Source organism: Micromonospora sp. NPDC005257, assembly GCF_042872445.1.
Classification (GTDB): domain Bacteria; phylum Actinomycetota; class Actinomycetes; order Mycobacteriales; family Micromonosporaceae; genus Micromonospora.
This window is the reverse complement of record NZ_JBIAKL010000005.1, coordinates 356,927-381,928: the sequence shown is the minus strand read 5'-3', so window position 1 is coordinate 381,928 and position 25,002 is coordinate 356,927. Positions and strand designations below refer to the sequence as shown.

The 25,002-nt window shown below is 72.9% G+C and carries 24 protein-coding genes; 11 read left to right on the top strand and 13 right to left on the bottom strand.

What is annotated here, in order from left to right:
- The first annotated feature begins 221 nt into the window (after nt 1-221).
- Nucleotides 222-437, top strand: coding sequence for a DUF3073 domain-containing protein (locus ACFYO8_RS14040; protein WP_013283429.1), 216 nt, complete (start codon nt 222-224; stop codon nt 435-437).
- A 133-nt stretch (nt 438-570) separates the two neighbouring features.
- Here ACFYO8_RS14040 and amcA read toward each other — a convergent pair whose 3' ends face one another.
- From amcA to ACFYO8_RS14015, 5 genes are all read right to left on the bottom strand, one after another.
- Entirely contained in the window at nt 571-780 is a 210-nt protein-coding gene (gene amcA / locus ACFYO8_RS14035) for a multiple cyclophane-containing RiPP AmcA (RefSeq protein ID WP_354866112.1), read from the bottom strand.
- Nucleotides 761-1,852 (bottom strand): cyclophane-forming radical SAM peptide maturase AmcB, encoded by a 1,092-nt coding sequence (amcB, locus tag ACFYO8_RS14030; RefSeq protein ID WP_354866758.1) that lies wholly within the window; start codon nt 1,850-1,852, stop codon nt 761-763. The genes amcA and amcB overlap by 20 nt, the downstream gene beginning before the upstream one ends.
- Before the next feature lie 127 nt (nt 1,853-1,979).
- Nucleotides 1,980-3,134, bottom strand: coding sequence for a phosphoribosylformylglycinamidine cyclo-ligase (gene purM / locus ACFYO8_RS14025; protein ID WP_354866114.1), 1,155 nt, complete (start codon nt 3,132-3,134; stop codon nt 1,980-1,982).
- Between the two features lie 56 nt (nt 3,135-3,190).
- Nucleotides 3,191-4,708 carry an amidophosphoribosyltransferase gene (gene purF, locus ACFYO8_RS14020; protein ID WP_354866116.1) on the bottom strand — a complete coding sequence of 506 codons (1,518 nt, stop codon included), beginning with the start codon at nt 4,706-4,708 and terminating at the stop codon, nt 3,191-3,193.
- A gap of 169 nt (nt 4,709-4,877) precedes the next feature.
- A complete protein-coding gene (locus ACFYO8_RS14015) occupies nt 4,878-5,231 on the bottom strand; it encodes a sterol carrier family protein (RefSeq protein WP_354866118.1) in 354 nt (117 codons plus the stop codon).
- A 160-nt stretch (nt 5,232-5,391) separates the two neighbouring features.
- Between ACFYO8_RS14015 and ACFYO8_RS14010 the strand changes: the two genes are divergently transcribed.
- Nucleotides 5,392-7,719 (top strand): carboxypeptidase-like regulatory domain-containing protein, encoded by a 2,328-nt coding sequence (locus ACFYO8_RS14010; RefSeq protein ID WP_387257249.1) that lies wholly within the window; start codon nt 5,392-5,394, stop codon nt 7,717-7,719.
- A gap of 95 nt (nt 7,720-7,814) precedes the next feature.
- Here the strand turns inward: ACFYO8_RS14010 and ACFYO8_RS14005 are convergent, their stop codons facing one another.
- The 4 genes from ACFYO8_RS14005 to purS form a co-directional block, all read right to left on the bottom strand.
- On the bottom strand, nt 7,815-8,564 hold the full coding sequence (locus ACFYO8_RS14005) for a 2-phosphosulfolactate phosphatase (RefSeq protein WP_355093835.1): 750 nt from the start codon (nt 8,562-8,564) through the stop codon (nt 7,815-7,817).
- A gap of 10 nt (nt 8,565-8,574) precedes the next feature.
- Nucleotides 8,575-11,280: a phosphoribosylformylglycinamidine synthase subunit PurL gene (gene purL, locus ACFYO8_RS14000; RefSeq protein WP_354866124.1), complete on the bottom strand. Its 2,706-nt coding sequence runs from the start codon at nt 11,278-11,280 to the stop codon at nt 8,575-8,577.
- A 64-nt stretch (nt 11,281-11,344) separates the two neighbouring features.
- Nucleotides 11,345-12,028, bottom strand: coding sequence for a phosphoribosylformylglycinamidine synthase subunit PurQ (purQ, locus tag ACFYO8_RS13995; RefSeq protein WP_354866126.1), 684 nt, complete (start codon nt 12,026-12,028; stop codon nt 11,345-11,347).
- Complete coding sequence (gene purS, locus ACFYO8_RS13990; protein WP_013283420.1) at nt 12,025-12,288, bottom strand: phosphoribosylformylglycinamidine synthase subunit PurS; 264 nt, start codon at nt 12,286-12,288, stop codon at nt 12,025-12,027. Before purS ends, purQ begins: the two co-directional genes overlap by 4 nt.
- A 468-nt stretch (nt 12,289-12,756) precedes the next feature.
- On the opposite strand from purS, the gene ACFYO8_RS13985 reads away from it, so the two are divergent.
- The gene (locus ACFYO8_RS13985; RefSeq protein ID WP_354866128.1) at nt 12,757-13,440 is read left to right on the top strand and encodes a trypsin-like serine protease; all 684 of its coding nucleotides are present in this window, start codon (nt 12,757-12,759) and stop codon (nt 13,438-13,440) included.
- A 6-nt stretch (nt 13,441-13,446) separates the two neighbouring features.
- Complete coding sequence (locus ACFYO8_RS13980) at nt 13,447-14,028, top strand: YbjQ family protein (RefSeq protein WP_354866130.1); 582 nt, start codon at nt 13,447-13,449, stop codon at nt 14,026-14,028.
- 95 nt (nt 14,029-14,123) lie between these two features.
- Here the strand turns inward: ACFYO8_RS13980 and purB are convergent, their stop codons facing one another.
- From purB to ACFYO8_RS13965, 3 genes are all read right to left on the bottom strand, one after another.
- Nucleotides 14,124-15,548 carry an adenylosuccinate lyase gene (gene purB, locus ACFYO8_RS13975; protein ID WP_354866132.1) on the bottom strand — a complete coding sequence of 475 codons (1,425 nt, stop codon included), beginning with the start codon at nt 15,546-15,548 and terminating at the stop codon, nt 14,124-14,126.
- 85 nt (nt 15,549-15,633) lie between these two features.
- A complete protein-coding gene (locus ACFYO8_RS13970; protein ID WP_354866134.1) occupies nt 15,634-15,828 on the bottom strand; it encodes a hypothetical protein in 195 nt (64 codons plus the stop codon).
- Nucleotides 15,829-15,913: 85 nt separating this feature from the next.
- A complete protein-coding gene (locus ACFYO8_RS13965) occupies nt 15,914-17,206 on the bottom strand; it encodes an acetyl-CoA C-acetyltransferase (RefSeq protein WP_355093831.1) in 1,293 nt (430 codons plus the stop codon).
- A gap of 55 nt (nt 17,207-17,261) precedes the next feature.
- Between ACFYO8_RS13965 and ACFYO8_RS13960 the strand changes: the two genes are divergently transcribed.
- The 7 genes from ACFYO8_RS13960 to ACFYO8_RS13930 all read left to right on the top strand — a co-directional run bounded on the left by ACFYO8_RS13960 (nt 17,262) and on the right by ACFYO8_RS13930 (nt 24,320).
- The gene (locus ACFYO8_RS13960) at nt 17,262-18,620 is read left to right on the top strand and encodes a 3-oxoacyl-ACP reductase (RefSeq protein ID WP_354866138.1); all 1,359 of its coding nucleotides are present in this window, start codon (nt 17,262-17,264) and stop codon (nt 18,618-18,620) included.
- Nucleotides 18,620-19,675: a MaoC/PaaZ C-terminal domain-containing protein gene (locus ACFYO8_RS13955; protein WP_354866140.1), complete on the top strand. Its 1,056-nt coding sequence runs from the start codon at nt 18,620-18,622 to the stop codon at nt 19,673-19,675. Before ACFYO8_RS13960 ends, ACFYO8_RS13955 begins: the two co-directional genes overlap by 1 nt.
- Before the next feature lie 86 nt (nt 19,676-19,761).
- Nucleotides 19,762-20,514, top strand: coding sequence for an NUDIX domain-containing protein (locus tag ACFYO8_RS13950; RefSeq protein ID WP_354866142.1), 753 nt, complete (start codon nt 19,762-19,764; stop codon nt 20,512-20,514).
- Nucleotides 20,511-21,452, top strand: a complete 942-nt coding sequence (locus ACFYO8_RS13945) for a serine/threonine protein kinase (RefSeq protein WP_354866144.1) — start codon at nt 20,511-20,513, stop codon at nt 21,450-21,452. Before ACFYO8_RS13950 ends, ACFYO8_RS13945 begins: the two co-directional genes overlap by 4 nt.
- 10 nt (nt 21,453-21,462) lie before the next feature.
- Nucleotides 21,463-22,422, top strand: coding sequence for a hypothetical protein (locus ACFYO8_RS13940; protein ID WP_354866146.1), 960 nt, complete (start codon nt 21,463-21,465; stop codon nt 22,420-22,422).
- On the top strand, nt 22,419-23,678 hold the full coding sequence (locus ACFYO8_RS13935) for an adenylosuccinate synthetase (protein WP_354866148.1): 1,260 nt from the start codon (nt 22,419-22,421) through the stop codon (nt 23,676-23,678). The genes ACFYO8_RS13940 and ACFYO8_RS13935 overlap by 4 nt, the downstream gene beginning before the upstream one ends.
- A gap of 24 nt (nt 23,679-23,702) precedes the next feature.
- On the top strand, nt 23,703-24,320 hold the full coding sequence (locus tag ACFYO8_RS13930) for a DedA family protein (protein ID WP_354866150.1): 618 nt from the start codon (nt 23,703-23,705) through the stop codon (nt 24,318-24,320).
- Nucleotides 24,321-24,326: 6 nt separating this feature from the next.
- Here the strand turns inward: ACFYO8_RS13930 and ACFYO8_RS13925 are convergent, their stop codons facing one another.
- Nucleotides 24,327-24,965: a TetR/AcrR family transcriptional regulator gene (locus tag ACFYO8_RS13925; RefSeq protein WP_354866152.1), complete on the bottom strand. Its 639-nt coding sequence runs from the start codon at nt 24,963-24,965 to the stop codon at nt 24,327-24,329.
- Between the last annotated feature and the right edge of the window lie 37 nt (nt 24,966-25,002).

Sequence of the window (25,002 nt, the reverse complement as noted above, 5' to 3'; positions counted from 1 at the left end):
GTTCATACCGGTTCGTCCGGTGTCACGGCCAGCCCCGGGTTCTACCCCTTACCCGGTACACTTTGTGACGGCTGGACCACAGCGACGCGCAGGTCCGGTCGACGGTGACCCGAGGTGCCGAACGATGGCATCCCCATGTACCGTAAGAGCCACGAGAGATGCCTGACGTCATCGGGGCCCGCCTTCGGGCTGCCCCGCATTCTGTGCGAGGGGGTCGAGCCATGGGGCGCGGCCGTGCTAAGGCCAAGCAGACGAAGGTGGCCCGGGAGTTGAAGTACCACTCCCCGAACACCGACCTAACCGCCTTGCAGCGCGAACTGGCGGGTAGTGGAAAGTCTGAGCACAACTTCGACGACGACTACAAAGAGTATGTCGACGACGATGACGAGGACCATGCGGACGACGACCCGGACACCTGGGCTCGTCCGACCCGCTGACCTCCGGTCACATCTGAGCACGCGGTAACCCCCGCGTGCTCACGCATGTGCTCTGCTGAGTCGGCGTACGACCGACGATGCAGGGGCCTGCCGTGCCGACTCGCCGGCAGGTCCCTGATCGCGGAACCGACCCTCAGCGCGGCCGGTTGTTCCAGTTGTAGAACGTCGGGATGTTCTCGAAGTGGTTCCAGGCGCAGACCGCGTTGGCGCCGTCGCCCGACACCTCCGCCCGCAGCAGCCGTGCCGCCTCCGCCTCACGGAGCAGAGCGGTAAGCCCCGCAGCGGCCTCCCGCACCCGGTCGGCGACGGCCTCCCGGTCGGTGTCACTGATGGTCTCGGGCATGCTCCAACACTCCCTCCAGTAGGCGGATCTTGCTGTTGCGGCAGTGCTCGGTCTCCGTGCCGTCGAAACGCCCCAGCTCGAAGTAACGGTTGGCGGCGTGCCCGCCACCGCAGAACCCGAAGTACGCGCAGGACTCCCGGCACGCCTCCACGCCGGTGAGGAACTCGCCCACCCACGGCGTACCGGCCGCGCCGGCGAGGATGTCGCGCAGCGGCGTGGCGAGCACGTTTCCGCTGGCGAAGTCGCCGTAGTGCGGGTCGGTGAAGCCGGCCAGCTCCGGCGAGAGCACCACCACCGAGCCGTCGTGCCCGACCGTCGGGATCGGGTCGAGGCTACGGGGCAGCAGGTCGTGAGCGGTGCCGGCCAGCACCGCGCCCGCGTATCGCAGCGACCACTCCACCTCACGCAGGTGGATCCGGGGATCCCGCCGCCAGGCCGCCACCAACTCCGCCCAGAACCCGGTGACCGCGCCCGCGTCCCGGGCGTTCGTCCGGGTGTTGACGCCCTCGGTCTCCTCGATGTTGACGCCGAGCACGTCGCAGCCCAGGTCGAGGAAGTAGTCGTACAGCTCGGTCGCCAGGCCCGGCTCCGGCCGCGAGACCACCGCGAGCGCCGAGAACGGCAGGCCGTGGCGGCGCAGCGCCGTCACGCCCGCCACGATCCGGTCGTACGCGGGCCGCCCGCCCCGGGTGACCCGCTCGGCGTTGCGCGCCTGCGGCCCGTCCACGCTGACACTGACCCGCACCCGGTGCTCGGCGAAGAACGCGCACCAGGCGTCGTCGATCAACGTGGCGTTCGTCTGCACGTGGTGCTCGACATCCGGCCCGAACGGCGCCAGCAGCGCGGCCAGGTGCTCCCGGCCGGCCGCGAGCGGCTCGCCGCCGTGCCACACCACGGAGAAGCGACCGTCCGCGGCCCACTGGTTCACCGACGCCGCCACCGCCTCGGCGACGGCCACCGGCATCCGCCTGTCGACGGCCCGCAGGGGCAGGTAGCAGTAGGCGCAGTCGAGGTTGCACAGCGTCGTCGGCTGCATCACCACGTACGACGGGACGACGGCGATGCCCCGCATACCCTCGGGCGTGCGCGCAGCCATCAGCACCTCCCCCGCCTGCCTGAAAACCGAACCTCCAGGCTAGGCCGAGGCGACCGCCCGGGTGAACCCCCGATCAGCTGCCCGGCCGATTGGCGCAGGGTGATCAGCCTCGGGTGTGCTGCCCGACCATCTGCACGTTGCCGGACCCCTCGATGATCTCGCCGGCCTGCCAGGCGTCCACGCCCCGGCCGGTCAGGGTGGCCAGCGCGCGGTCGGCGTCCTCGGCGGAGACGATCGCGAACATGCCGACGCCCATGTTGAACGTCGCCTCCATCTCCGGGTCCTCGATCCGGCCCTTGGACTGGATCAGGTCGAAGATCGGCTGCGGCTTCCAGGTGGAGCGGTTCACCACGGCGTCGACGTGCTCGGGCAGCACCCGGACCAGGTTGCCGGGGATGCCGCCGCCGGTGACATGGGCCAGCACCCGCACCTCGGCCTCGGTGATCAGCTTGAGGCAGTCCTTCGCGTAGATCTTGGTCGGGGTGAGCAGCTCCTCGCCGAGCGTCCGCTGGCGGCCGAAGTCGTCGATCACCACGTCCAGCCGCATCCGGCCGGCGCCGAGCAGCACGTGACGGACCAGCGAGTAGCCGTTGGAGTGCAGGCCGGACGAGCGCATCGCGATCACCACGTCGCCCACCTCCACCCGCTCCGGGCTGAGGATCTCGCTCTCCTCCACCACGCCGACGCCGGTGGCCGAGATGTCGTACTCGTCCGGGCGCAGCACGCCCGGGTGCTCGGCGGTCTCGCCACCGAGCAGGGCGCAGCCGGCGTACCGGCAGCCGTCCGCGATGCCGGCGCCGATCTCGGCGACCTTGTCCGGCACGACCTCGCCGGTGGCGATGTAGTCGAGCAGGAACAGCGGCTCGGCGCCGCAGGCCACCAGGTCGTCGACGACCATGGCGACCAGGTCGATGCCGACCGTGTCGTGGATGTCGAGCTGCTGGGCGATCACCAGCTTGGTGCCCACGCCGTCGGTCGAGGAGGCCAGGATCGGGTTCTTGTACTTCTTCGTGTCCAGCCGGAACAGGCCGGCGAAGCCGCCCAGGTCACCCATGACCTCGGGGCGCCGGGTCTCCTTGACCTTGGACTTGAGCAGCTCGACCGCGCGGTCGCCCGCCTCGATCGACACCCCGGCGTCGGCGTACGAGACCGAGCGTTTGCGCTGCGTCCGGCCGGACCCCGCCGACCAGGGCTGGCGGTCGCCCCCGGCGCCCGTCGGGCTGGATCCTGCGCCGCTGCGCTCGGACACGTGCGTCACGGTTCTCCCCTTTGTGGTTCCGCGGTCCCGGAGCGGCCGGACCCGCGTCGGTGGTGCTACGGGTGGTGGGTCGGTGTGGCGACGAGCGGAGTGGCGGACTCGGCCGCCTCGGCGGCGACCCGGCGTCCCACTCCTTCGAGCACGTGCTTGCCGATCAGGTTCCCGGCGGGCAGTTCGATCGGGTACTCCCCATCGAAGCACGCCCGGCAGAGCCGGCTCTTCGGCTGCTCGGTCGCGGCGATGAGACCGGGCAGCGATACGTAACCGAGCGAGTCGGCGCCGATGGACCGCCGGATGCCGTCGTTGTCCAGCCCGTTCGCCAGCAGCTCGGCGCGGGTGGCGAAGTCGATGCCGTAGAAGCAGGGCCAGCTCACCGGCGGCGAGGAGATCCGGACGTGCACCTCCAGGGCGCCCGCCTCGCGCAGCAACCGGACGATCGCCCGCTGGGTGGTGCCCCGCACGATCGAGTCGTCCACCACCACCAGGCGCTTGCCGCGCACGTTCTGGCGTAGCGGGTTCAGCTTCAGCCGGACGCCGAGCTGGCGCAGCGTCTGCGAGGGCTGGATGAACGTGCGCCCGACGTACGGGTTCTTCATCAGGCCCTGGCCGTAGGTGATGCCGGACTCCTCGGCGTAGCCGATGGCGGCCGGTGTGCCGGACTCCGGCACCGGGATCACCAGGTCGGCCTCGACCGGGTGCTCCTTGGCGAGCTGGCGGCCGATCTGCACCCGCGCGGCGTGCACGTTGCGGCCGGCGATGGTGGCGTCCGGCCGGGCGATGTACACGTACTCGAAGAGACAGCCCTTGGGCTCGGGCGAGGCGAACCGGCTGGACCGCAGCCCGTTCTCGTCGATGGCGATCAGCTCGCCCGGCTCGACCTCGCGGACCACGCTCGCGCCGACGATGTCCAGCGCGGCGGTCTCGCTCGCCACCACCCAGCCGCGTTCGAGCCGGCCGAGCACCAGCGGGCGTACGCCGTGCGCGTCGCGCGCCGCGTAGAGCGTCGACTCGTCCATGAAGACGAAGCTGAACGCGCCGCGGAGCTGGGGCAGCACCTCCAGCGCGGCCGCCTCGACCGACAGGTCGGGACGGCTGGCCAGCAGCATCGTGACCAGCGAGGTGTCGTTCGTCGAGCCGTCGGAGTCAAGCCCTCGCACGGCCGCCTCGCGCTGCAACTCGGCGGTGTTCACCAGGTTGCCGTTGTGCGCCAGCGCGATGGTGGTGCCGGCGCTCGTGGCCCGGATGGTCGGCTGGGCGTTCTCCCAGGTCGAACCGCCGGTGGTGGAGTAGCGTGCGTGCCCGATCGCGACGTGCCCGCGCAGGCTCGCCAGCGTCGGCTCGTCGAACACCTGGGCGACCAGGCCGAGATCCTTGTAGACGACGACACCGGAACCGTCGCTCACCGCGATGCCCGCGGCCTCCTGACCGCGGTGCTGGAGGGCGTAGAGCCCGAAGTAGGTGAGGTTGGCGACCTCTTCACCCGGCGCCCAGACGCCGAAGACGCCGCACGCGTCCTGTGGGCCGGGTCGCTGGGGGTCAAGGTCGTGGCTCAGCCGGCCATCGCCTCGGGGCACCTGCCGCTCCCTCGCAGTGGGGTCTGGACCGGCCTGGCGGAGTCGGGGGGTCAGCTCCCCACACATGGGCCGGGACCGTCGTCGGGTTCTCAGTGTACGCGACCAGCAGTCGCCACCGACAGTCACGAGATGTCAGCTCAGCGTGAGCGGCGTTCCCGCTGTCCAATGCCTAAATCGGGAGGTACGGGGAGAGGTCAGCCCGGTTTCCGGACACCCGGATGCGACCTTCGGTGACGGTCTGCGCCCAACCCAGGCGGCCGGTGGCGACCGCCAGCCACGTCGGCGGATCCATCTCCACCACGTTCGGCGGCGTGCCGCGGGTGTGTCGTGGACCACTCACGCACTGGACCGCACCGTAGGGTGGGACGCGCACCTCCACCGATCGGCCGGGCGCACGATCCGCGAGGGCAGCCAAGAGCGTCCGGACCGCCTCCCGGAGCACCGGCCGTTCGGGCGTACGCCCCTCGTCCAGCGCCGCCAGCGCGGCGCGTACCGCTTCGGAATAAGCGTGCGGAGAGGACACGACGGGACGATACGACCCGCCGGGACGCCGCCCGACGGCGGCCCTGGGTAGAGATGATCCGGTCAGACAAGGCATAGTTGCCGACGGCGTTATTCGTACCGTGAGTGATCAACCTCGGCCCGGCGGCCGGCGGAGAGGTCAGACCCGGAAGGCGGTGGACGTGTCAACACACCGACGTGCCTGGAAGCAGCGGGCCGGTGTGGTCGTGGCGCTGGTTTCCGGCGCCCTGCTCACCGTCCCCGCAGCCCCCGCCCTCGCAGCCGGCGTCAGCGTCGCGCCCGGATCGATCACGGTCAACGCCGGAAGTGACGCGACCGTGAGCGTTCAAGTCACTCCCGGCGACGGCGACGAGAACGCGGAGATCGGCCTGACGGGCCTGCCGGCCGGTGTCAGCTGCGCCTCGGGCTGCGGCCAGATCAACTTCCCGCCTGGGAACAACAGGCCGAGGACTCAACTGCTCACCATCCGCGCCAGCGACAACGCGCAGGACGCAAACGCCTCGGTTACGGTGCAGGTGCGGCCCAGCAACTCGGACCCGGCCACCGGCAACTTCCAGCTGGCGGTCAAGGGCAAGGCCCCGGAGCCGCAGCAGCCGCAGACGGTCAAGACGGTCTCCGGCAAGGTGGTGAACGCCGACGGCGAGCCGATCTCCGGCGCCCTTGTCATGCTCCGCGACAGCGCGGGCAAGGAACGCCGCACCAACACCAGCGGCAACGGCAACTTCAGCTTCAGCGGCTCCGAGTCGAACCCGATCGCACCCGGCCGGATCGACCTCGGCGCCTCCACCGACGGCGCCTCGCCCGTCGCCCGGTCGATCAACGCGAACGCCGGCCAGTCGGTGACCGGCGTCCGGCTCAGCATCCAGGTGAAGGCGTCGGCGAGCCCGAGCGCCACCCCGTCGGCCAGTGAGTCCGCGCCGCCGTCGGAGGAGCCGATCGAGGAGGAGCCGGCCGACACACCGTCGGCCGAGGCGCCCGCCGCGCAGCAGCCGACCGCGAACGAGGACTCCGGCGGCTTCGGCTCCTGGCTGCTCATCCTGCTCGGTGGCCTCTTCGTCGCCGTCGGCGTGGGCACCATCGTGCTGCTCTACCTGCGCCGCAAGAACGAGGGCGACGACGACGGCGACGGTCCGGGTGGGCCGGCCGGTCCGGGTGGCCCCGGTGGCCCCACCGCGATCCCGGCGGCCCGGGGCGCCTACCACGGCACTGACGACCAGACCCGGGTGGTGAACGGGATGGGCGCCGGGCCGGCCGCGACGATGGCCGGCGGCCCGTCGATCAGCGACGCCCCCACCATGCTCCAGCGGCCGGTCGTGGACGACGTCCCGCCGGACCCGTACGGCGCACCGCCCGGCACGTCCTACAGCGTCGGCGGCGGCCAGGGCGGTTACGGCTACGGTGAGGACGCGCCCGGTCAGGGCGGTTACGGCGCGGGCGGCTACGGCAACGCGCCCTCCTCGGGCAGCGGCTACGGCAACGGCCCCACCTCCGGCGCCGCCTACGGCAACGGCCCCACCTCCGGCGCCGCCTACGGCAACGGCCCGTCCTCCGGCGCCGGCTACGGCAGCCCGGACTACGCCGCCGGCGCCGCGGCCGGTGCGGCCGGTTACGCGGCCCAGGGCGGCGGATACGGCAACGAGCGCTTCGACGAGCCCACCGGCCGCTACACCGGGGACAGCAGCACCCAGTACGCCCCGGCTGCCGACCCGTACCCGACCAGCACCTACCAGCCGGAGCAGGACCGCGGCTACGACCAGGCCGGCTCGGCCTCGTACGGCCGTGGCCCGGAGCAGGGCGACGGCTACGGTGCTGCCGCCGGTGGCTACGGCGCGGCCCCGGGCGGCTACGACAGCGGCCAGCAGGGCGGGTACGGCGAGCCGACGGGCGCCTACGGCAACGCCGCGGGCGGCGGCTACGGCGACAACCCGCCCGGCGGTTACGGCGACGCCCCGGCCTACGGCGACGCCCCGGCCTACGGCGGCCGGGCGGCGGGCGCGGGCTACGGCGACGCCCCCGCCGGCGGCTACGACAAGCAGCCCGGCGGCTACGACAGCGGCCGTCAGCAGGGCGGATACGGCGACGCGCCGACCGGCGGCTACGACAACCCCGGCGGTGGCTACGACACCCGCTCGCCGGGTGGCTACGACAAGAGCGCCGGTGGCTACGACAGCGGCGCGACCGGCGGCTACGACAGCGGCCGTCAGCAGGGCGGGTACGGCAACGCGCCGACCGGCGGGTACGGCAACGCCGGTGGCGGCTACGACGGCGGTCACCAGTCGGGCGGCTACGGCCAGCAGGGCGGCGGATACGGCGACGGGTACGGCCAGGCCCCGCAGGGCGGATACGGCCAGCAGGGCGGATACGGCCAGGAGCCGCCGCAGCAGCAGCGCGGGGGCGGCTACGACAACGACCCGGCGCAGGCCGGTGGTGCCCGCCCGGACGCACAGCCGGACCGTTCCGGACGACGCCTCGACTGGCTGGACGACTGACCCGTACCAGACGTAGGAACTGTGGCCGCCCGCGAGAAGTGGGCGGCCACATTCTCGTCAGCGCGCCGCGCTCCCGGAAGGCGTGAAGGCGCTGCTCAGGCGGGGGCGAAGTAGCCCTGGCGGAGCACCGGCACCACGTCGGAGGCACCCACAGCGGTCGCCACCGCGACGTCCTCGGCGAAGCCGCCCTCGGCGAGTTCCCGCCCGGAGACGCATCCCCGGACCGCGGCCGGCACGTCCGGCGTGCTAGCCAGCGCGGCGAGCGCCATCGCGGCCTCCACCGAGAGCCCACCGGGCACCCCGGCGAGCGCGTCGAGTACGCAGGCCGCACCGAGCTGGTCCTCCACGCAGGGCCGCAGTGACCCGTCGGGCCAGCGCTCGCCGGCCGCCACCACGCCCACCGGGGCGTCGTTCGAGCCGTACCCCTCGGCGCGGAGCCAGCGCCCGACGGCGGGTGCGTTACGCAGGCAGGCGGCGACCACCGGCACGCCGGTGGCGCTCGCGGCGGCGCTGATCGCCGAGCCGTTCGGCGACGGCAGCACCAGGTCGGCCACGACGGGCGCGGACCGCAGCGCCGCCGGGGAGAGCGACCACGGATGCTCCGGAGTCGTCTGCCGGCGGCCCACAGCGGTCACCGCCCCCAACCGGCGGGCGTAGTCGGCGGCCTGCTCACCCCACGGGAACGGGTGCACCCGCATGCCGCGGCTCACCGCTACCTCCACGGCGGTGGTGAACGACAACACGTCCACCACCACCAGGGCGGCACAGACCCGGCCGAGTTCCGCCGCCCCGGTCAGTCCCCAGTCGAACCGGGCACCGGCGCCGGGTTGGGCGAAGACGGCCAAGGCCACCGCCTCAGCGCTGACCCGGCGCCGGCTCACCAGAAGCCGGACCGTCGGACCCGTCGGCGGGCGCCGACTCGTCCTGGGCCGGGGTTCCGTCGACGGCAGGCGTCGCGTCGGCCGGCACGTCCTCATCCGACGCCGCAGCCGGCGCGTCGGGCTCCGCCGTGGCGGCGGGCGCGAACGCCTCGGCGTCGGCCGGCGGGGTGTCCCGGCCGGCCTTGGCGATCGGCTCGGCGTCGACCTCGGCCGGGTCCACGCCGACCGGCTGCTCGGCGGTGGCCGGAAGCACAGTGGTGGTCCCGGTACGGGTCGCCGCCACCTCCACCCGGGCCGCCTCGGCGGCGCCGAACAGGCGCGGGAGCGTACCGGTGTGCGCTTCGCGCAGCTCGTCCAGGCCGATCCGGAACTGGCCGTGCACCTCCAGCGCGCCGGAGGCCGGGTCGGTGACGCCGACGAACTCCCACGGCACGCCGCGCTCGGCGCACAGCGCGGTGAACGCCTTCTCGTGGCCGCGCGGTACCGACACCAGCACGCGGCCGGCGGACTCGCTGAACAGGAAGACGAACGGCATCGAGCCGTCGGCGAAGTGCTCCGGCACCACGACTCGGGCGCCGACGCCCCGGCGCAGGGCCGACTCGACCAGGCTCTGCGCCAGGCCGCCGTCGGAGAGGTCGTGCGCGGAGCTGAGGTGCCCGACCCGGGCCGCCTCGGCCAGCAGCTCGGCGAGCTGCCGCTCGCGGGCCAGGTCCACCTGCGGCGGGATGCCGCCCAGGTGCTCGTGCGTCACCCAGGCCCACTCCGAGCCGGACAGCTCGACGTGCGTCTCGCCCAGCAGGAAGAGCTGGTCGTGGTCGCCGGCCGGGCGCGGCACGAAGCCCATCGGCACCCGGTTGGCGACGTCGTCGAGCACGCCCAGCACGCCGACCACCGGGGTCGGGTGGATGGCCGCCGCGCCGGTCTGGTTGTAGAAGCTGACGTTGCCGCCGGTGACCGGGATGCCCAGCTCCAGGCAGCCGTCCGCCAGGCCACGCACGGCCTCGGCGAACTGCCACATCACGCCCGGGTCCTCCGGCGAGCCGAAGTTCAGGCAGTTGGTCACCGCGATCGGCTTCGCGCCGGTCACGGCCACGTTCCGGTACGCCTCGGCCAGCGCCAGCTTCGTCCCGTGGTACGGGTCGAGGCGCGCGTACCGGCCGTTGCCGTCGACGGAGAGCGCGACGCCCAAGCCGCTGCGCTCGTCGATCCGGATCACCCCGGAGTCCTCCGGCTGGGCGAGCACGGTGTTGCCGAGCACGTATCTGTCGTACTGCTCGGTGACCCAGGTCTTGTCGGTCAGGTTCGGCGACGCGATCATGCGCAGCACGGTTTCCCGGAGCGCCTCCGGGGTGCTCGGCCGGGGCAGCGTCTCGGCGCGGTCGGCCTGGAGCAGGATCAGGTCGGCCGGCTCGCGCATCGGCCGGGCGTACACCGGGCCGTCGTCGACGAGCGAGCCCGGCGGCACGTCCACCACGAGCTGATCGCGCCAGGTGACGACGAGCCGGCCCGGCTGGCCGTCCGCCGACGGGGCGGTGACCTCGCCGATGGCGGTGGCCCAGACACCCCACTTCTCGGCGGTCTTGAGCACGGCGTCGAGCTTGTCCGGCGAGACGACGAGCAGCATCCGCTCCTGGGACTCGCTGGCCAGGATCTCGTGCGGCTCCATCGAGGGCTCGCGCAGCGGCACCCGCTCCAGCCAGACCCGCATGCCGGTGCCGGCGGAGGCGGCGGTCTCGGTCAGGGCGCAGGTCAGGCCGGCGCCGCCGAGGTCCTGGATGCCGACGACCAGTTCGGCGTCGTACAGCTCCAGGCACGCCTCGATCAGCAGCTTCTCCATGAACGGGTCGCCGACCTGCACGGACGGGCGACGCTGCTCGCTGCCCTCGTCGAAGGTGGCGCTGGCCAGCACGGACACGCCGCCGATGCCGTCGCGGCCGGTCTTGGCGCCCATCAGCACCACGATGTTGCCGGGGCCGGTGGCGTCCTTCTTCTGCAGCCGGTCGACCGGCAGCACGCCCAGGCAGAGCGCGTTGACCAGCGGGTTGCCCTGGTAGCAGGGGTCGAAGACGACCTCGCCGCCGATGTTGGGCAGGCCCAGGCAGTTGCCGTAGCCGCCGACGCCGGCGACCACGCCGGGCAGGACCCGGGCGGTGTCCGGGTGGTCGGCCGCGCCGAAGCGCAGCGGGTCCATCACGGCGACCGGGCGGGCGCCCATGGCGAGGATGTCGCGGACGATGCCGCCGACACCGGTCGCCGCGCCCTGGTACGGCTCGACGAAGCTCGGGTGGTTGTGCGACTCGACCTTGAAGGTCACCGCCAGCTCGTCGGAGACCTGGACCACGCCGGCGTTCTCCCCGATGCCGGCGAGCAGTCGGTCACTCGGCGGCGCCTTCTCGCCGAACTGGCGCAGGTGCACCTTGCTCGACTTGTAGGAGCAGTGCTCGCTCCACATGATCGAGTACATGGCCAGCTCGGCCTGGGTGGGCCGGCGGCCGAGGATGTGCCGGATCCGGTCGTACTCGTCGTCACGGAGGCCCAGCTCGGCGTACGGCTGAAGCTCCTCCGGCGTGCCGGCGGCCCGGGGGACGGTGTCCACGCTCAGCGCCCAGTCGTCGATCGCGCCGGCCTGCGGCACCACGCCCTGGCGCTCGCGCAGGGCCGGGTCCGGATGGGTGGTCATGACGTCTCCTTGCTGCGCTCGCCGCCGGTACGGCGGGTGAGCCGACCGATGTTCCCGGCCACCATCACGCCGGCGCTCCCACCAGATGCTTGAGCACCGAGGTGAAGAAGCCGAGGCCGTCCAGGGAGGGGCCGGTGAGCGCCTCCACCGCGTGCTCGGGGTGCGGCATGATGCCGACGACGTTGCCGGCCTCGTTGGTGATCGCCGCGATGTCGCGCTGCGATCCGTTGGGGTTGCCGCCGATGTAGCGAGCGACGACGCGGCCCTCGCCCTCCAGCCGGTCGAGCGTCGCGGTGTCGGCGACGTAGCAGCCCTCGCCGTTCTTGACCGGGATGAGCACCTCCTGGCCGGGCTGGAACGCGTTCGTCCAGGCGGTGCCGGTGCTCTCGATCCGCAGGACCTGGTCCCGGTTGCGGAAGTGCAGGTGCTGGTTGCGGGTGAGCGCGCCGGGCAGCAGGTGCGCCTCGCAGAGGATCTGGAAGCCGTTGCAGATGCCGAGCACCGGCAGGCCACCGCGCGCGGCCTGGACGATCGTCTCCATCACCGGGGCGAACCGGGCGATGGCGCCGCAGCGCAGGTAGTCGCCGTAGGAGAAACCGCCGGGCAGGACGACGGCGTCCACCCCGTGCAGGTCCGGGTCGCCGTGCCAGAGCCGGACCGCCTCGGCGCCGGCGATCCGTACGGCCCGGGCCGCGTCCCCGTCGTCGAGGGAGCCGGGGAAGGTGACCACACCGACCCGGGCGGTCACGACTGCGCGCCCGCGGTCTCGTCGGCGGTGACCACGTGGACGGTGAAGTCCTCGATGACCGGGTTGGCCAGCAGCTTGTCGGCGATCTCCCGGGCCCGGTCCAGGTCTGGTTCGCCGGTGAACTCGATCTCGATCCGCCTGCCGATCCGAACCGAGGCGACGTCGCTGACGCCGAGTCGGGGCAGCGCGTTTGCGACGGCCTGGCCCTGCGGATCGAGGATCTCGGGCTTGAGCATGACGTCGACTACGACGCGAGGCACTGGGCACTCCTGACTGTGTACGCAGTTGGGTGCCGGCCCAACAATCGGGCGAGCGCAGCCAGCCTACCTGGCAGATACCGCCCGGCCCGCACCGGCCGGGGGCAGTTCCGGCACTGACGGACGCGCCCGACGGCGGTGGAAGGGTGTCGTTGCCCGTTCGTTGCGGCGTCGATGCGAATTCGTTGCGCTGCGTGCTTGCGAGCACCCCTCGACAGCACCTCCCAGCAGGCATTCTGCCGCTAAACACCCCACCTTGGACCGGTATCCGACAGCCCGCCCGCGCGGCGCGCGGCACACGTCAGGCATCGGCGAGTTTCGATCAACGCCTTGTGACACCGGGCGGCGCCGCCGTAACATGCATCGTCAGATGTCGATGAGGTAGATCGACCTCCCTCGCCGGCCACCCCACCCGGCGGGTGTCACCCCCTGCCCGGCAACCCCGGGCGCCTGCGCAGAAGGAGCCCCGACATGCGCCTCCGTCCCCTGCTCGCCGTGCTGACCACCGCGCTGGCCGGCGTCCTCGCCACGGCCTCCGGCGCCACCGCCGCGCCGGCCGGCCCGCAGCCGATCATCGGCGGCGGCACCGTCTCGTCGGCGCCGTGGGCCGCCGCCGTCTTCAGCAACGGCTCGTTCACCTGCTCCGGCAGCGTGATCGCGCCCCAGTGGGTGCTCACCGCCCGGCACTGCGTCAGCGGCACCATGTCCGTCCGGGTCGGCAGCGTCTACTACGCCTCGGGCGGCGTCACCCGCACCGTGAGCGCCTCCTACACCCGCAACGACCTGGCCCTGCTGCGCCTGTCCAGCACGGTCAGCACCTCCGCCGTGTCGCTGGCCACCAGCAACCCGCCGGTCGGCTCCACCAACACCATCTACGGCTGGGGCATGACCTGCTACAGCGGCTGCGGCGCGTCGCCCCAGCTCAAGACCGCCAGCGTACGGGTGACCAGCACCAGCGTCACCGACGCGTACGGCGGCCAGGCGATCCGGAGCACCCGGGTCAACGGCAACGCGTGGCGGGGCGACTCGGGCGGCCCGCAGTTCTACAACGGCCGGCAGGTCGGCGTCGCCTCCACCGCCGACGGCTCCAGCATCCAGAACTACGGCAGTGTCGCGTACAACCGGTCCTGGATCACCTCGACGGCCGGTGTCTGACGGTTGATGCCGGTGCGGCGCGGATCGGCCGGGTGCGACCCGGGCGTCCGCGCCGCGCCGTTTTTCAGCATCCGATCAGCTGAACGGGGCTCGCGAAACACCCGCCCGGGGACTGACAGCATCGGAAGCGTGCTGGTCGTGACGACGGATCAACTGCCCGGCTACGAGATCCGCCAGATCCTCGGCGAGGTGGTCTCCTCGATGGCAAGGACCCGCAACCCGTACCGCGAGGGGGTCAAGAACCTGCGCGGTGGCGCCTACGACCCGCTTGCGCCGGACAACCTGACCCGCTGGCGCACCGACTCGGTGGCCCGCCTCGGTGAGGAGGCCCGCCGGCTGGGCGCGAACGCGGTGATCGGCATGCGCTTCGACAGCCGCGACTGCGGCGAGATGTGGATGGAGATCTGCGCGTACGGCACTGCGGTGATCGTCGCGCCGAAGACGCCGGACGTGATGCCGCCGGACCAGCCGGCGATCGCGGCCGAGACCGCCCACGACCCGGAGATCGCCTCCGCGCCCGGTGGCATCGCCGAACCGGCAAGCGCCCCCAACCTGAGTTCCGCCGCCGAAACCCCCACCGGCACCTGACCGCCCTCGTTGGCCGCGTCGATCATGAAGTTGACGGCAGGAATGATCTCCTTGAGGGCCGCCAACTTCATGATCCACGAGACCGGGCCAGGCGGTCAGAGGATGGGAGGCGGGGAGTAGGTGGCGGCCTGGGGGTGGGCCTCCACGATCCTGGTAATTCTGGCGGTCACGCGGTTGACCTGGTCGGCGGCGGCACCCACGAAGGCGTTGCGGTCCGCCACCAGGGTGTCGATCTCGGGCCGGGTCAGGCCGAGGCGGCCGTCGGCGGCCAGGCGGTCGAACAGGTCGTTCTCGGTCGCGCCCTTCTCCCGCATGGCCAGCGCCACGGCGACCGCGTGCTCCTTGATCACCTCGTGCGCGACCTCCCGGCCCACACCCCGGCGTACGGCCGCCACCAGGATCTTCGTGGTGGCGAGGAACGGCAGGAAGCGCTCCAGCTCCCGGTTGATCACCGCCGGGTAGGGGCCGAACTCGTCCAGCACGGTGAGGAACGTCTGGAACAGCCCGTCGGCGGCGAAGAACGCGTCCGGCAGCGCGACCCGGCGCACCACCGAGCAGGAGACGTCGCCCTCGTTCCACTGGTCACCGGCCAGCTCGCCGACCATCGACAGGTAGCCCCGGATGATCACCGCGAAGCCGTTCACCCGCTCCGACGAACGCGTGTTCATCTTGTGCGGCATCGCGCTGGAACCGACCTGACCGGGCTTGAAGCCCTCGGTGACCAGCTCCTGGCCCACCATCAGCCGGATCGTGGTCGCCAGCGACGACGGCGCGGCGGCCACCTGCGCCAGCGCGGAGAGCACGTCGAAGTCCAGCGAGCGCGGATAGACCTGGCCGACGCTGTCCAGCACCCGGCGGAAGCCCAGGTGCCCGGCCACCCGCTGCTCCAGCTCGGCCACCTTGCCGGCGTCGCCGTCGAACAGGTCGAGCTGGTCGGCGGCGGTGCCCACCGGCCCCTTGATCCCGCGCAGCGGGTAGCGGCCGATCAGGTCCTCCAGCCGCTCGTACGCGATCAGCAGCTCCTCCGCCGCGGACGCGAAGCGCTTGCCGAGCGTGGTGGCCTGCGCGGCGACGTTGTGCGACCGGCCGGTCATCACCAGCGCGGAATACTCGCCCGCGTGCCGGCCCAGCCGGGCCAGCGTGGCGACCACCCGGTCCCGGATCAGCTCCAGCGAGGCGCGGATCTGGAGCTGCTCGACGTTCTCGGTGAGGTCCCGGGAGGTCATCCCCTTGTGCACGTGCTCGTGCCCGGCGAGCGCGCTGAACTCCTCGATCCGGGCCTTCACGTCGTGCCGGGTGACCCGCTCACGCGCGGCGATCGAGGCCAGGTCGACCTGGTCGACCACCCGCTCGTACGCCTCGACCACCCCGTCCGGCACCGGCACGCCGAGATCACGCTGGGCCTTGAGCACCGCCAGCCAGAGGCGGCGCTCCATCCGGACCTTCTCCTCCGGCGACCAGAGGGCGACCAGTTCGGGCGAGGCGTACCGGTTGGCGAGCACGTTCGGGATCGTCGTCACGTACCTCAGTCTTTCACGACGCCCGGGCGGGCCCCGGCGACGCCGGTCCCCGGTCCGGCCTGTGGGCAGGCCGGACCGGGAGCCCTCAGCCCAGCCGGATCTTCGGGTCCAGCGCGACGGCGGCCATCTCCTCGGCGGTCAGGAGGTACCGGTCGGTGAACGAGGTTGTCTGCACGCTCACCCGGGTGCCGTCGGCCCGCTTCACGATCACGAACCGCACGTTGATCGGCCCCCGCCCGGACGTGGGCGGCGCACCGAGGCCCCGCGACTCGAACGTCACCACCCGCTCGCCGTCCGGCCCGGTGAACAGGCGACAGGCGACTCGGGTTGCCCGCCCGGCCGACGAACCGGGCGGGCGTCGCCCGTCAGCGCTCCAGGATCGCGGTCACACCCTGCCCACCGGCCGCGCAGATGGAGATCAGGCCGCGCCCGCTCCCCTTCTGATCCAGCAGCTTGGCGAGCGTGGCGACGATCCGGCCGCCGGTGGCGGCGAACGGGTGCCCGGCCGCCAGCGACGAGCCGTTGACGTTCAGCTTCTCCCGGTCGATCGAGCCGAGCGGGGCGTCCAGGCCGAGGCGCTCCTTGCAGAACTCCGGCGACTCCCAGGCGGCGAGCGTGGCCAGCACCTGCGAGGCGAACGCCTCGTGGATCTCGTAGAAGTCGAAGTCCCGGAGGCTGAGCCCGGCGCGGGCCAGCATCCGGGGCACCGCGTACGCGGGGGCCATCAGCAGGCCCTCGTCGCCGTGCACGAAGTCGACGGCGGCGGCCTCGGACCAGGAGAACCAGGCCAGCACCGGCAGGTTGTGCGCCTGGGCCCACTCCTCGGAGGCGAGCAGCACCGTGGACGCGCCGTCGGTGAGCGGCGAGGAGTTGCCGGCGGTCATGGTGGCCCGCTCGGCGTCCGCGCCGGAGGCGCCGAAGACCGGCTTGAGCGAGCCGAGCTTCTCCAGGCTGGTGTCCGGCCGCAGGTTCTGGTCGCGGGTCAGCCCCAGGTAGGGGGTCATCAGGTCGTCGAAGAACCCCTTGTCGTACGCGGCGGCGAGCCGCTGGTGCGAGCGCAGCGCGAGTTCGTCCTGCGCGGTCCGGTCGACGTTCCAGCGCAGCGCGGTCCGGGCCGCGTGCTCACCCATGGACAGCCCGGTACGGGGTTCGGCGTTACGCGGGATCTCCGGCTTGAACGGCTGGTGCGGGCGCAGCTTCGCGGCGACCTTGAGCCGTTCGCCGAGCGTACGGGCCGAGTTGAGCTGGAGCAGCGTGCGCCGCATGTCCTCGTTGACGGCCAGCGGCGCGTCCGAGGTGGTGTCGACGCCACCGGCGATGCCGACCTCGATCTGCCCGAGGGCGATCTTGTTGGCGACCAGGATGGCGGCCTCCAGGCCGGTGCCGCAGGCCTGCTGGATGTCGTACGCGGGGGTGTGCGGGTCGAGCCGGGAGCCGAGCACGACCTCGCGGGTGAGGTTGAAGTCGCGGGAGTGCTTGAGCACCGCGCCGGCCACCACCTCGCCGACCCGCTCGCCGGCCAGCCCGAACCGGGCGACCAGCCCGTCGAGCGCCGCGCCCAGCATGTCGGAGTTCGACGCGTGCGCGTAGCGCGAGTTGGACCGGGCGAAGGGGATGCGGTTGCCCCCGATGACCGCGACCCGCCGGACACTCTGCACGATCGGCCTCCCTCGAAACTGTTGCCCCAACCCTACTCGCCAGTAGGCTACGCCTATGACCGACAGGTACGCGAGCTTCGTCCAGACGGGGGCCGGTCGCGCGCTGGTCAAGCGCCTCGGGCTGCCCGACCCGCCCCGACTGCGCCGGCACAAGCCGGGCGACCCGCTCGTTCCCGGGCCGGTCCTGCTCGGCTCCTCGGCCGGTGGCCGGATCGCCGAGCCGGCCGGAAAGATCCTGACCGCCGCCGGGGTCGAGCTGGCCGACCCGGTCGCCACCCACGACGCCGACCGCCGCTTCGCGGCCCTGGTGTACGACGCCAGCGGCATCACCGACTCCGCCGGGCTGCGCCAGCTCTACGACTTCTTCCACCCGCAGGCCCGGTCGCTGCTGCCCAGCGGTCGGGTGATCGTGCTGGGCACGCCGCCGGCCGAGTGCGGTTCTCCCCGGGAGGCCACCGCCCAACGTGCGCTGGAGGGCCTGACCCGCAGCATCGGCAAGGAGTTCGGCCGGGGCGTGACCGCCCAGCTGGTCTACGTGACCCGCGACGGTGACGCCGGCACCCCGGTGAGCCTGGAGTCCACGCTGCGGTTCCTGCTCTCCGGCCGGTCCGCGTACGTCTCGGGCCAGGTCGTCCGCGTCGGCACCGGCACCGCCGTGGCGCCGGCCGACTGGGACCGGCCGCTGGACGGGCAGGTGGTGCTGGTGACCGGCGCGGCCCGGGGCATCGGCGCGGCGCTGGCGAAGGTGCTGGCCCGCGACGGCGCCCAGGTGGTGGCGCTCGACATTCCGGCGGCCGGGGACGAGTTGGCCGCTGTCGCGAACGACATCGGCGGCAGCGCGGTGCAGCTCGACCTGACCGCGCCGGACGCGCCGACCCGGCTGGCGGAGCATCTGGCGTCCCGGCACGGCCGGGTCGACGTGGTGGTGCACAACGCGGGCATCACCCGGGACAAGACGCTGGGCCGGATGGACGCCGACCGGTGGGACTCGGTGATCGACGTGAACCTGTCCAGCCAGGAGCGCATCAACGACGTGCTGCTGGAACGCGACCTGATCCCGGCCGGCGGCCGGATCGTGTCGGTCTCCTCGATCGCCGGGATCGCCGGCAACCGGGGGCAGACCAACTACGCCACCAGCAAGGCCGGCGTGATCGGCCTGGTCGACTCGCTCTCCCCGGTGCTGCGCGAGCGCGGGATCAGCCTGAACGCGGTCGCGCCGGGCTTCATCGAGACCCGGCTGACCGCGCGTATTCCGCTGACCATCCGCGAGGCGGGCCGGCGGATGAACAGCATGGCCCAGGGCGGCCTGCCGGTGGACGTGGCCGAGACGATCGGCTGGCTGTCCTGGCCGGCGACCGGCGCGGTCAGCGGCAACGTGGTCCGGGTCTGCGGCCAGAGCCTGCTGGGGGCGTGATGGCGAAGGACCACGAGGAGGATCTGACCCTGCACGACCTGATCGAGGGCCCCACCCGCGACCTGACCTCCGCCCGAGCCGCCGCCCTCGCCCAGACCAACGCCCGCCCGGCGTCCGGCGATCATGAAGTTGACGGCACTTCTGGAGATCCACAAGGCGGCCAACTTCATGATCGACCGAGCCAAGGGGCGGCGGGGCGGCGGCGGGTCGCGCTGGACGGGTTGCCTGCCAGTGGGGCGCTCTACCGGCGTGCGCTGCTGGGAGCAGTGCCTGGGGTTGGAGGGCGGCGCGGGACGGACGTGCCGGGACTGGAACTCGCCGTCTCCGGGGTCGCCGTGGACCAGCGGCACCTGGCGGACTACGACCGGGTGTGCGGGTTCCGGCTGACCGACCGGCTGCCGGCGACGTACCTGCACGTGCTCGGGTTCCCGCTGTCGCTGCGGCTGATGACGAGTCCGGGCTTCCCGATCCCGCTCACCGGCGTGGTGCACATGGCCAACCGGATCACCGTGCACCGGCCGGTCGAGGTCGGCGAGAGCGTCGACTTCCACACGTACGCGGAGAACCTGCGCCCGCACGAGCGGGGCCGCCAGCTCGACGTGGTGCTGATCGGGTCGATCGGTGGCGAGGAGGTGTGGCGCGGCGTGTCCACTTACCTCGGGAAGGAGCGCGCCGCAGGCGGCGGCCCGCGGCGCGACCGGGGTGACCGCCCGGCGCCACCGGCCTTCTCGGCCCAGTGGCGGGTGACGCCCCAGGTGGGTACGGATTACGCGCGCGTCTCCGGCGACCACAACCCGATCCACACCTCGAAGCTGGGCGCGCGGCTGTTCGGCTTCCCGCGCCCGATCGCGCACGGCATGTGGAGCAAGGCCCGCTGCCTGGCCGCGCTGGAGCCCCGGCTGCCCGAGGCGTACACGGTGGACGTGTCGTTCAAGCTGCCGGTGCCGCTGCCGTCGACTGTGGCGTTCAGCGCCTCGGCGGCGGGCGCGGGCTGGGACTTCTCGCTGCACAGCGCCCGGGACGGAAGGCCGCATCTGGTCGGCTCCGTGCGCTGAGTGAAAGAGGGGACTTGCCGTCCCCTCTTTTCGGCGCTAAGTTGTTCTCAGATTGAGTTGTTCTCAACCTGAGAGAGTGAGCGGCCGTGAACGAGCAGGACTTCCTTGCCGGATACGACCCCCGGGACTACCCGGCGGTCGCGGTCACCGTCGACGTGGTCGCGCTGACCATCCGCGAGGGCGCGCTGCACCTGCTGCTGATCCGTCGCGGCGCACCGCCCTACGCGGGGCACTGGGCGCTGCCCGGCGGCTTCGTCCAGCCGGGCGAGGACCTGGCCACGGGCGCCCGGCGCGAGCTGGCCGAGGAGACCGGCCTCGGCGGCGAGCGGCTGCGCCGGGTGCACCTGGAACAGCTCGGCAGCTACGGCGCCCCGGACCGCGACCCGCGCATGCGGGTGGTCTCGGTCGCGCACCTGGCGTTCGCCCCCGACCTGCCCGACCCGGTCGCCGACACCGACGCCGACGAGGCGATCTGGCTGCCGGTGACCGCGCTGACCAGTCGCCAGCTCGCGTTCGACCACGGCCGGATCATCGACGACGGGCTGGAGCGCGCCCGCTCCAAGCTGGAGTACACGCCACTGGCCACCCGGTTCCTCGCCCCCGAGTTCACAGTCACCGAGCTGCGGGAGGTCTACGAGACGGTCTGGGGCCACCCGCTGCACGCCGGCAACTTCCACCGCAAGGTGCTCTCGGTGCCCGGCTTCGTGGAGAGCACCGGTGCCAGCACCGAACGCGGCGGCGCGCGCGGCGGCCCTCGGGCCAAGCTCTACCGCGCCGGAGACGCCCGGCTGCTGCACCCGGCGCTGCTGCGCCCCGCCCGGGAGGAGACGGTGCGGTGAGGACCGAGGAGGCGATCCGGCTGGTCACGGCCGCGCGCACCGACGCCGACCTGTTCGGCACGCAGGAGCCGGCCCGCCGCTACCGCGAGCTGGTCGGCGCGCTGCACCCCGACCGGCTGGGCGCGGCCGACCCGGGGGTGCGCGCCGCCGCCAGCGACGCGCTCGTCACCGTCACCACCCGGTGGCGCACCCCCGCCCCGATGTACGCCGGCGACGTCGCCGACCTGCACGACCACGGGAACGGGCGGCTGCTGAAGGTGGCCCGGCACCCGGGCGACAACGACCTGATGGCCCGCGAGGCGCGCGCGTTGCGCCGGATCGCCGAGCGCGGCGACGCCCGGCATCTCGCGTACGTGCCGCAGCTCGTCGACTCCTACCCGGCGCGGGACCCGTCGAGCGGCGTGCAACGGCAGGTGAACGAGCTGGTGACAGTACCCCGGCTGCACAGCCTGGACGACGTGCGCCGCGCGTACCCGGACGGGCTCGACCCGCGCGACGCGGCCTGGATGTGGCGACGGCTGCTCGTGGCGCTCGGCCTGGCCCACCGGGCCGGCGTGGTGCACGGCGCGGTGCTGCCCCGGCACGTGCTGATCGAGCCGGACGCGCACGGCGTGGTGCTCGTCGACTGGTGCTTCTCGGCCGAGCCGGGCGGTCTCGTGCCGGCGCTGGTGCCCGGCCAGGAGGACTGGTATCCGCCGGAGGTCGCCGCGAAGCGGCAGTGCGGCCCCGGCACCGACATCGCGATGGCCGCCCGCTGCATGACCTGGCTGATGGCCGGCCGCGTGCCGCGCGAGCTGCGCGCCTTCGCCGACGGCTGCCAGGGCTCCGCGCTCGCCACCCGGCCGGACGACGCCTGGCGGGTGCTGCGCGAACTGGACGAGGTGCTGCACCGGCTGTACGGGCCGCGCACCTTCCGACCCTTCACCCTCAACCCCTAAGGAGGCTGCCATGGGCAGTGGAGCCTGGTCCACCGACGTGTACGACGCCGCCGACCGTTACCGGCGCCGCACCGGCAAGAGCGCGTTCGCCTACAGCGACAGCGGGGCCCGCAAGGTGCACCCGGCGCTCGACCCGCGCGACGCGGTACGGGAGAGCCGCGACTCCGCCGAGCACCCGCAGTCGACGCCGATCGCCGTGCTGTTCGACGTCACCGGCTCGATGGGGCACGTGCCGCGGGTGTTGCAGAGCAAGCTGCCGCACCTGCTCGGCCTGCTGCTGCGCCAGGGGTACGCCAAGGACCCGCAGGTCATGTTCGGCGCGATCGGCGACGCCACCTGCGACCGGGTGCCGTTGCAGGTCGGGCAGTTCGAGTCCGACAACCGGATGGACGACGACCTCGGCCGGATCGTGCTGGAGGGCGGCGGCGGCGGTCAGATGATGGAGTCGTACGAGCTGGCGCTCTACTTCATGGCCCGGCACACGGCCACCGACAGCTGGGACAAGCGCGGCCGGCGCGGCTACCTGTTCATCATCGGCGACGAGCTGGCGTACCCGGCGGTGAAGACCGCTGAGGTGGCCCGGCTGATCGGCGACGACCTGCGCGAGAACGTGCCGGTCCGGCAGGTCGTGGACGAGGTGACCGCACGCTGGGACACCTACTACCTGCTGCCCGCCGGCAGCCACTACGCGGGCAACCGCAAGGTGCTCGACTTCTGGCGCGGCCTGCTCGGGCAGAACGCGGTCGAGCTGGACGACCTGGACGCGGTCTGCGAGACGATCGCGCTCACCGTCGGCCTCGGTGAGCAGGCCATCGACCTGGAGGCCGGGCTGCGCGACCTGGACCGGGCCGGTTCGAAGGCCACCCGCACCGTGTCGAAGGCGCTGGCCCGGGTCGGCTCCGGCCGGCGCGCGGTGGCGACGCTGCCGTTCAGCCCGGCCGACGGCGGAAGCGGGGTCACCCGGCTGTGAACCACGTGATGGTGGTCGACCTCGGCTACGGCGACGCCGGCAAGGGCACAGTGGTGGACCTGATCTGCGCCACCCGGCAGGTGCACACGGTCATCCGCTTCAACGGGGGCGCGCAGGCGGCGCACAACGTCGTCCTGCGCGACGGGCGGCACCACACGTTCGCGCAGTTCGGCGCCGGGACGTTCCGTCCGGGCGTACGGACACACCTGGCGCGGCACGTGGTGGTGGACCCGCTGGCGCTGGCCGCCGAGGCCGACCATCTCGCGTCGGTCGGCGTCCCCGACGTGCTCGACCGGCTGACAGTGGACGGGGAGGCGCTGCTCGCCACCCCGTACCACCGGGCCGCCAACCGGGCCCGGGAGATCGCCCGGGGAGCCGACCGGCACGGCTCCTGCGGGCTCGGGGTGGGCGAGGCGGTCGCGTACGGCCTCGCCCACCCCGCCGAGGCGCCCCGGGTGGCGGACTGCCGCCGCCCGGCGGTGCTGCGCCGCCGCCTGGCCGCGCTGCGCGACCGGCTCACCGCCGAGCTGGGACCGCTGGACGCCCCGCCGGTGGAGGACTGCCTGCCCGCGTACGCGGCCTTCGCGCGGCGGGTGGCGATCGTCGACCGAAGCTGGCTGGCCGGCGCGCTGCGCGAGGGCACCTGCGTGTTCGAGGGCGCGCAGGGGGTGCTGCTGGACGAGTGGCACGGCTTCCACCCGTACACGACGTGGAGCACCACGACGTTCGCCAACGCCGAGACGCTGCTCGCCGAGGCGGGCATGGCCGGGACCGCGCAGCGGCTCGGCGTGCTGCGGACGACCACCACGCGGCACGGCCCCGGTCCGCTGGTCACCGAGGACGCGGCGCTGCCGTTCACCGACCGGCACAACGGGACGAACCCCTGGCAGGGCCGGTTCCGGTTCGGGCACTTCGACGCGGTCGCCCACCGGTACGCGCTGGAGGTGGCCGGCGGCGTGGACGGACTGGCGCTGACCCATCTCGACCTGGCCGGCCCGAAGCTGCGGATCTGCCGCCGGTACGAGGACACCGACCGGCTCGTTCCCGGCCCGGCCGGTGACCTGGACCGGCAGGCGGCGCTCACCGAGCGGTTGCTGCGCGCCCGGCCGGTGCTGGACGAGGCACCGGCGGACTGGCCGGCGGCCGTCTCGGAGGCGCTGGAGACGCCGGTGGTACTCACCTCGCACGGCCCCACGGCCGAGGAGAAGGAAGGGCCCCTCGTTAACGCATTTTGCCTGGGAAGGGCCCCCGCTTAACACCGCACCGCCCAGCATGGGTGCATGGGGGACGTGCTCGACCTGCTGCACCACACGGTGACCTCGCCGTGGGTGTACCTGGTGATCATCGCGGTCACCGCGGTCGACGCGTTCTTCCCGGCGGTCCCCGGCGAGACAGTGGTGATCACCGCCGGGGTCTTCGCGGCCGGCGGCGAGCCGAACCTGGTGCTGGTGATCCTGACCGCCGCGTTCGGCGCGCTCCTCGGCGACCACATCTCGTACGCGATCGGGCGCGGCGGCGGCGCGAACCGGCTGGCCCGCTTCCCGGCGGACAGCAGGTGGCGGGCCGGCTCGGAGTGGGCCCGCCGGGCCGTCGACAGGCGCGGCGGGATGATCCTGACCACCGCCCGGTACGTCCCCGGCGGCCGCACCGCCGTCACGCTCACCATGGGCGCGGTCCGCTATCCGGCACGCACGTTCTTCCTGTACGACGGCCTGGCCTGCGTCACGTGGGGGATCTACTGCGGGCTGCTCGGCTACTTCGGCGGGCTGGCGTTCGAGCACAACCCGGTCTCCGGGCTGCTCGCCGGCGTCGCCATCTCGCTGGCCGTCACCGGCCTGTTCGAGGCCGTCCGCTGGGGCCGGCGGCGGGCGCACCGGCGGGCCGCCGTCCGTCGCTGACCGGCGTCACGCCACCGGTGGGTGCCAGGTGACGCCGCGCAGGAGCTGGTCGGCGCCGAGCCAGGCCACGTTCATCATCCGGGTCGCGGTCTTCCCGGCGTCGGCCTCGGGGTGGTCGGCCAGCCAGTCGGCGAGCGACTCACTGGCGCCCACCAGCGCGTACGCGACCACCTCCAGGTCGGTGGCGCCGATCTCGCGGCCGGACGCGCGCAGGGCGTGGTCGAGCATCCCGGCGACCACGTCGACCAGCCGGCCGCGCATGGTGGCGAGTTCGGCGGCGAACGGCTGGGAGCCGCGGGCCTGCCGGTAGAGCACCGCCCAGCCGTCCCGGTGTGCGCCGACGAACCCGAAGAACGCGCGCAGCCCACGCCAGAGCCGCTCGTCGGCGGGCAGATCGGGCGCGGCGGCGCCGGCGATCGCCTCCATCATCCGGGTGCTCTCCCGGTGCAGGCAGGCGATGAAGAGCTCCTCCTTGGTGCCGAGGTAGGCGTAGACCATCGGCTTGGAGATGCCGGCGTCGTCGGCGATCTCGTCCATGCTGGCGGCGTGGAAGCCGCGGCGGGAGAACACCTTCACCGCCGCGTCGAGCATCTGCTGCTCGCGTACGGCCCGGGGGAGGCGCTTGAAGGTCGGCGTGCTGGACACTCTTGCGAGCATACCTACCCGTGCGTAAGGTTACGCC

Coding starts and splice junctions, on each gene's coding strand:
- ACFYO8_RS13940 (WP_354866146.1), top strand. CDS start 21,463: ATGGGCAGTGGAGCCTGGTCCACCGACGTGTACGACGCCGCCGACCGT.
- amcA (WP_354866112.1), bottom strand. CDS start 780: ATGCCCGAGACCATCAGTGACACCGACCGGGAGGCCGTCGCCGACCGG.
- ACFYO8_RS13985 (WP_354866128.1), top strand. CDS start 12,757: ATGCGCCTCCGTCCCCTGCTCGCCGTGCTGACCACCGCGCTGGCCGGC.
- purL (WP_354866124.1), bottom strand. CDS start 11,280: ATGACCACCCATCCGGACCCGGCCCTGCGCGAGCGCCAGGGCGTGGTG.
- amcB (WP_354866758.1), bottom strand. CDS start 1,852: ATGCGGGGCATCGCCGTCGTCCCGTCGTACGTGGTGATGCAGCCGACG.
- ACFYO8_RS13955 (WP_354866140.1), top strand. CDS start 18,620: ATGGCGAAGGACCACGAGGAGGATCTGACCCTGCACGACCTGATCGAG.
- ACFYO8_RS14040 (WP_013283429.1), top strand. CDS start 222: ATGGGGCGCGGCCGTGCTAAGGCCAAGCAGACGAAGGTGGCCCGGGAG.
- ACFYO8_RS13930 (WP_354866150.1), top strand. CDS start 23,703: ATGGGGGACGTGCTCGACCTGCTGCACCACACGGTGACCTCGCCGTGG.
- ACFYO8_RS13960 (WP_354866138.1), top strand. CDS start 17,262: ATGACCGACAGGTACGCGAGCTTCGTCCAGACGGGGGCCGGTCGCGCG.
- ACFYO8_RS13980 (WP_354866130.1), top strand. CDS start 13,447: ATGCCGGTGCGGCGCGGATCGGCCGGGTGCGACCCGGGCGTCCGCGCC.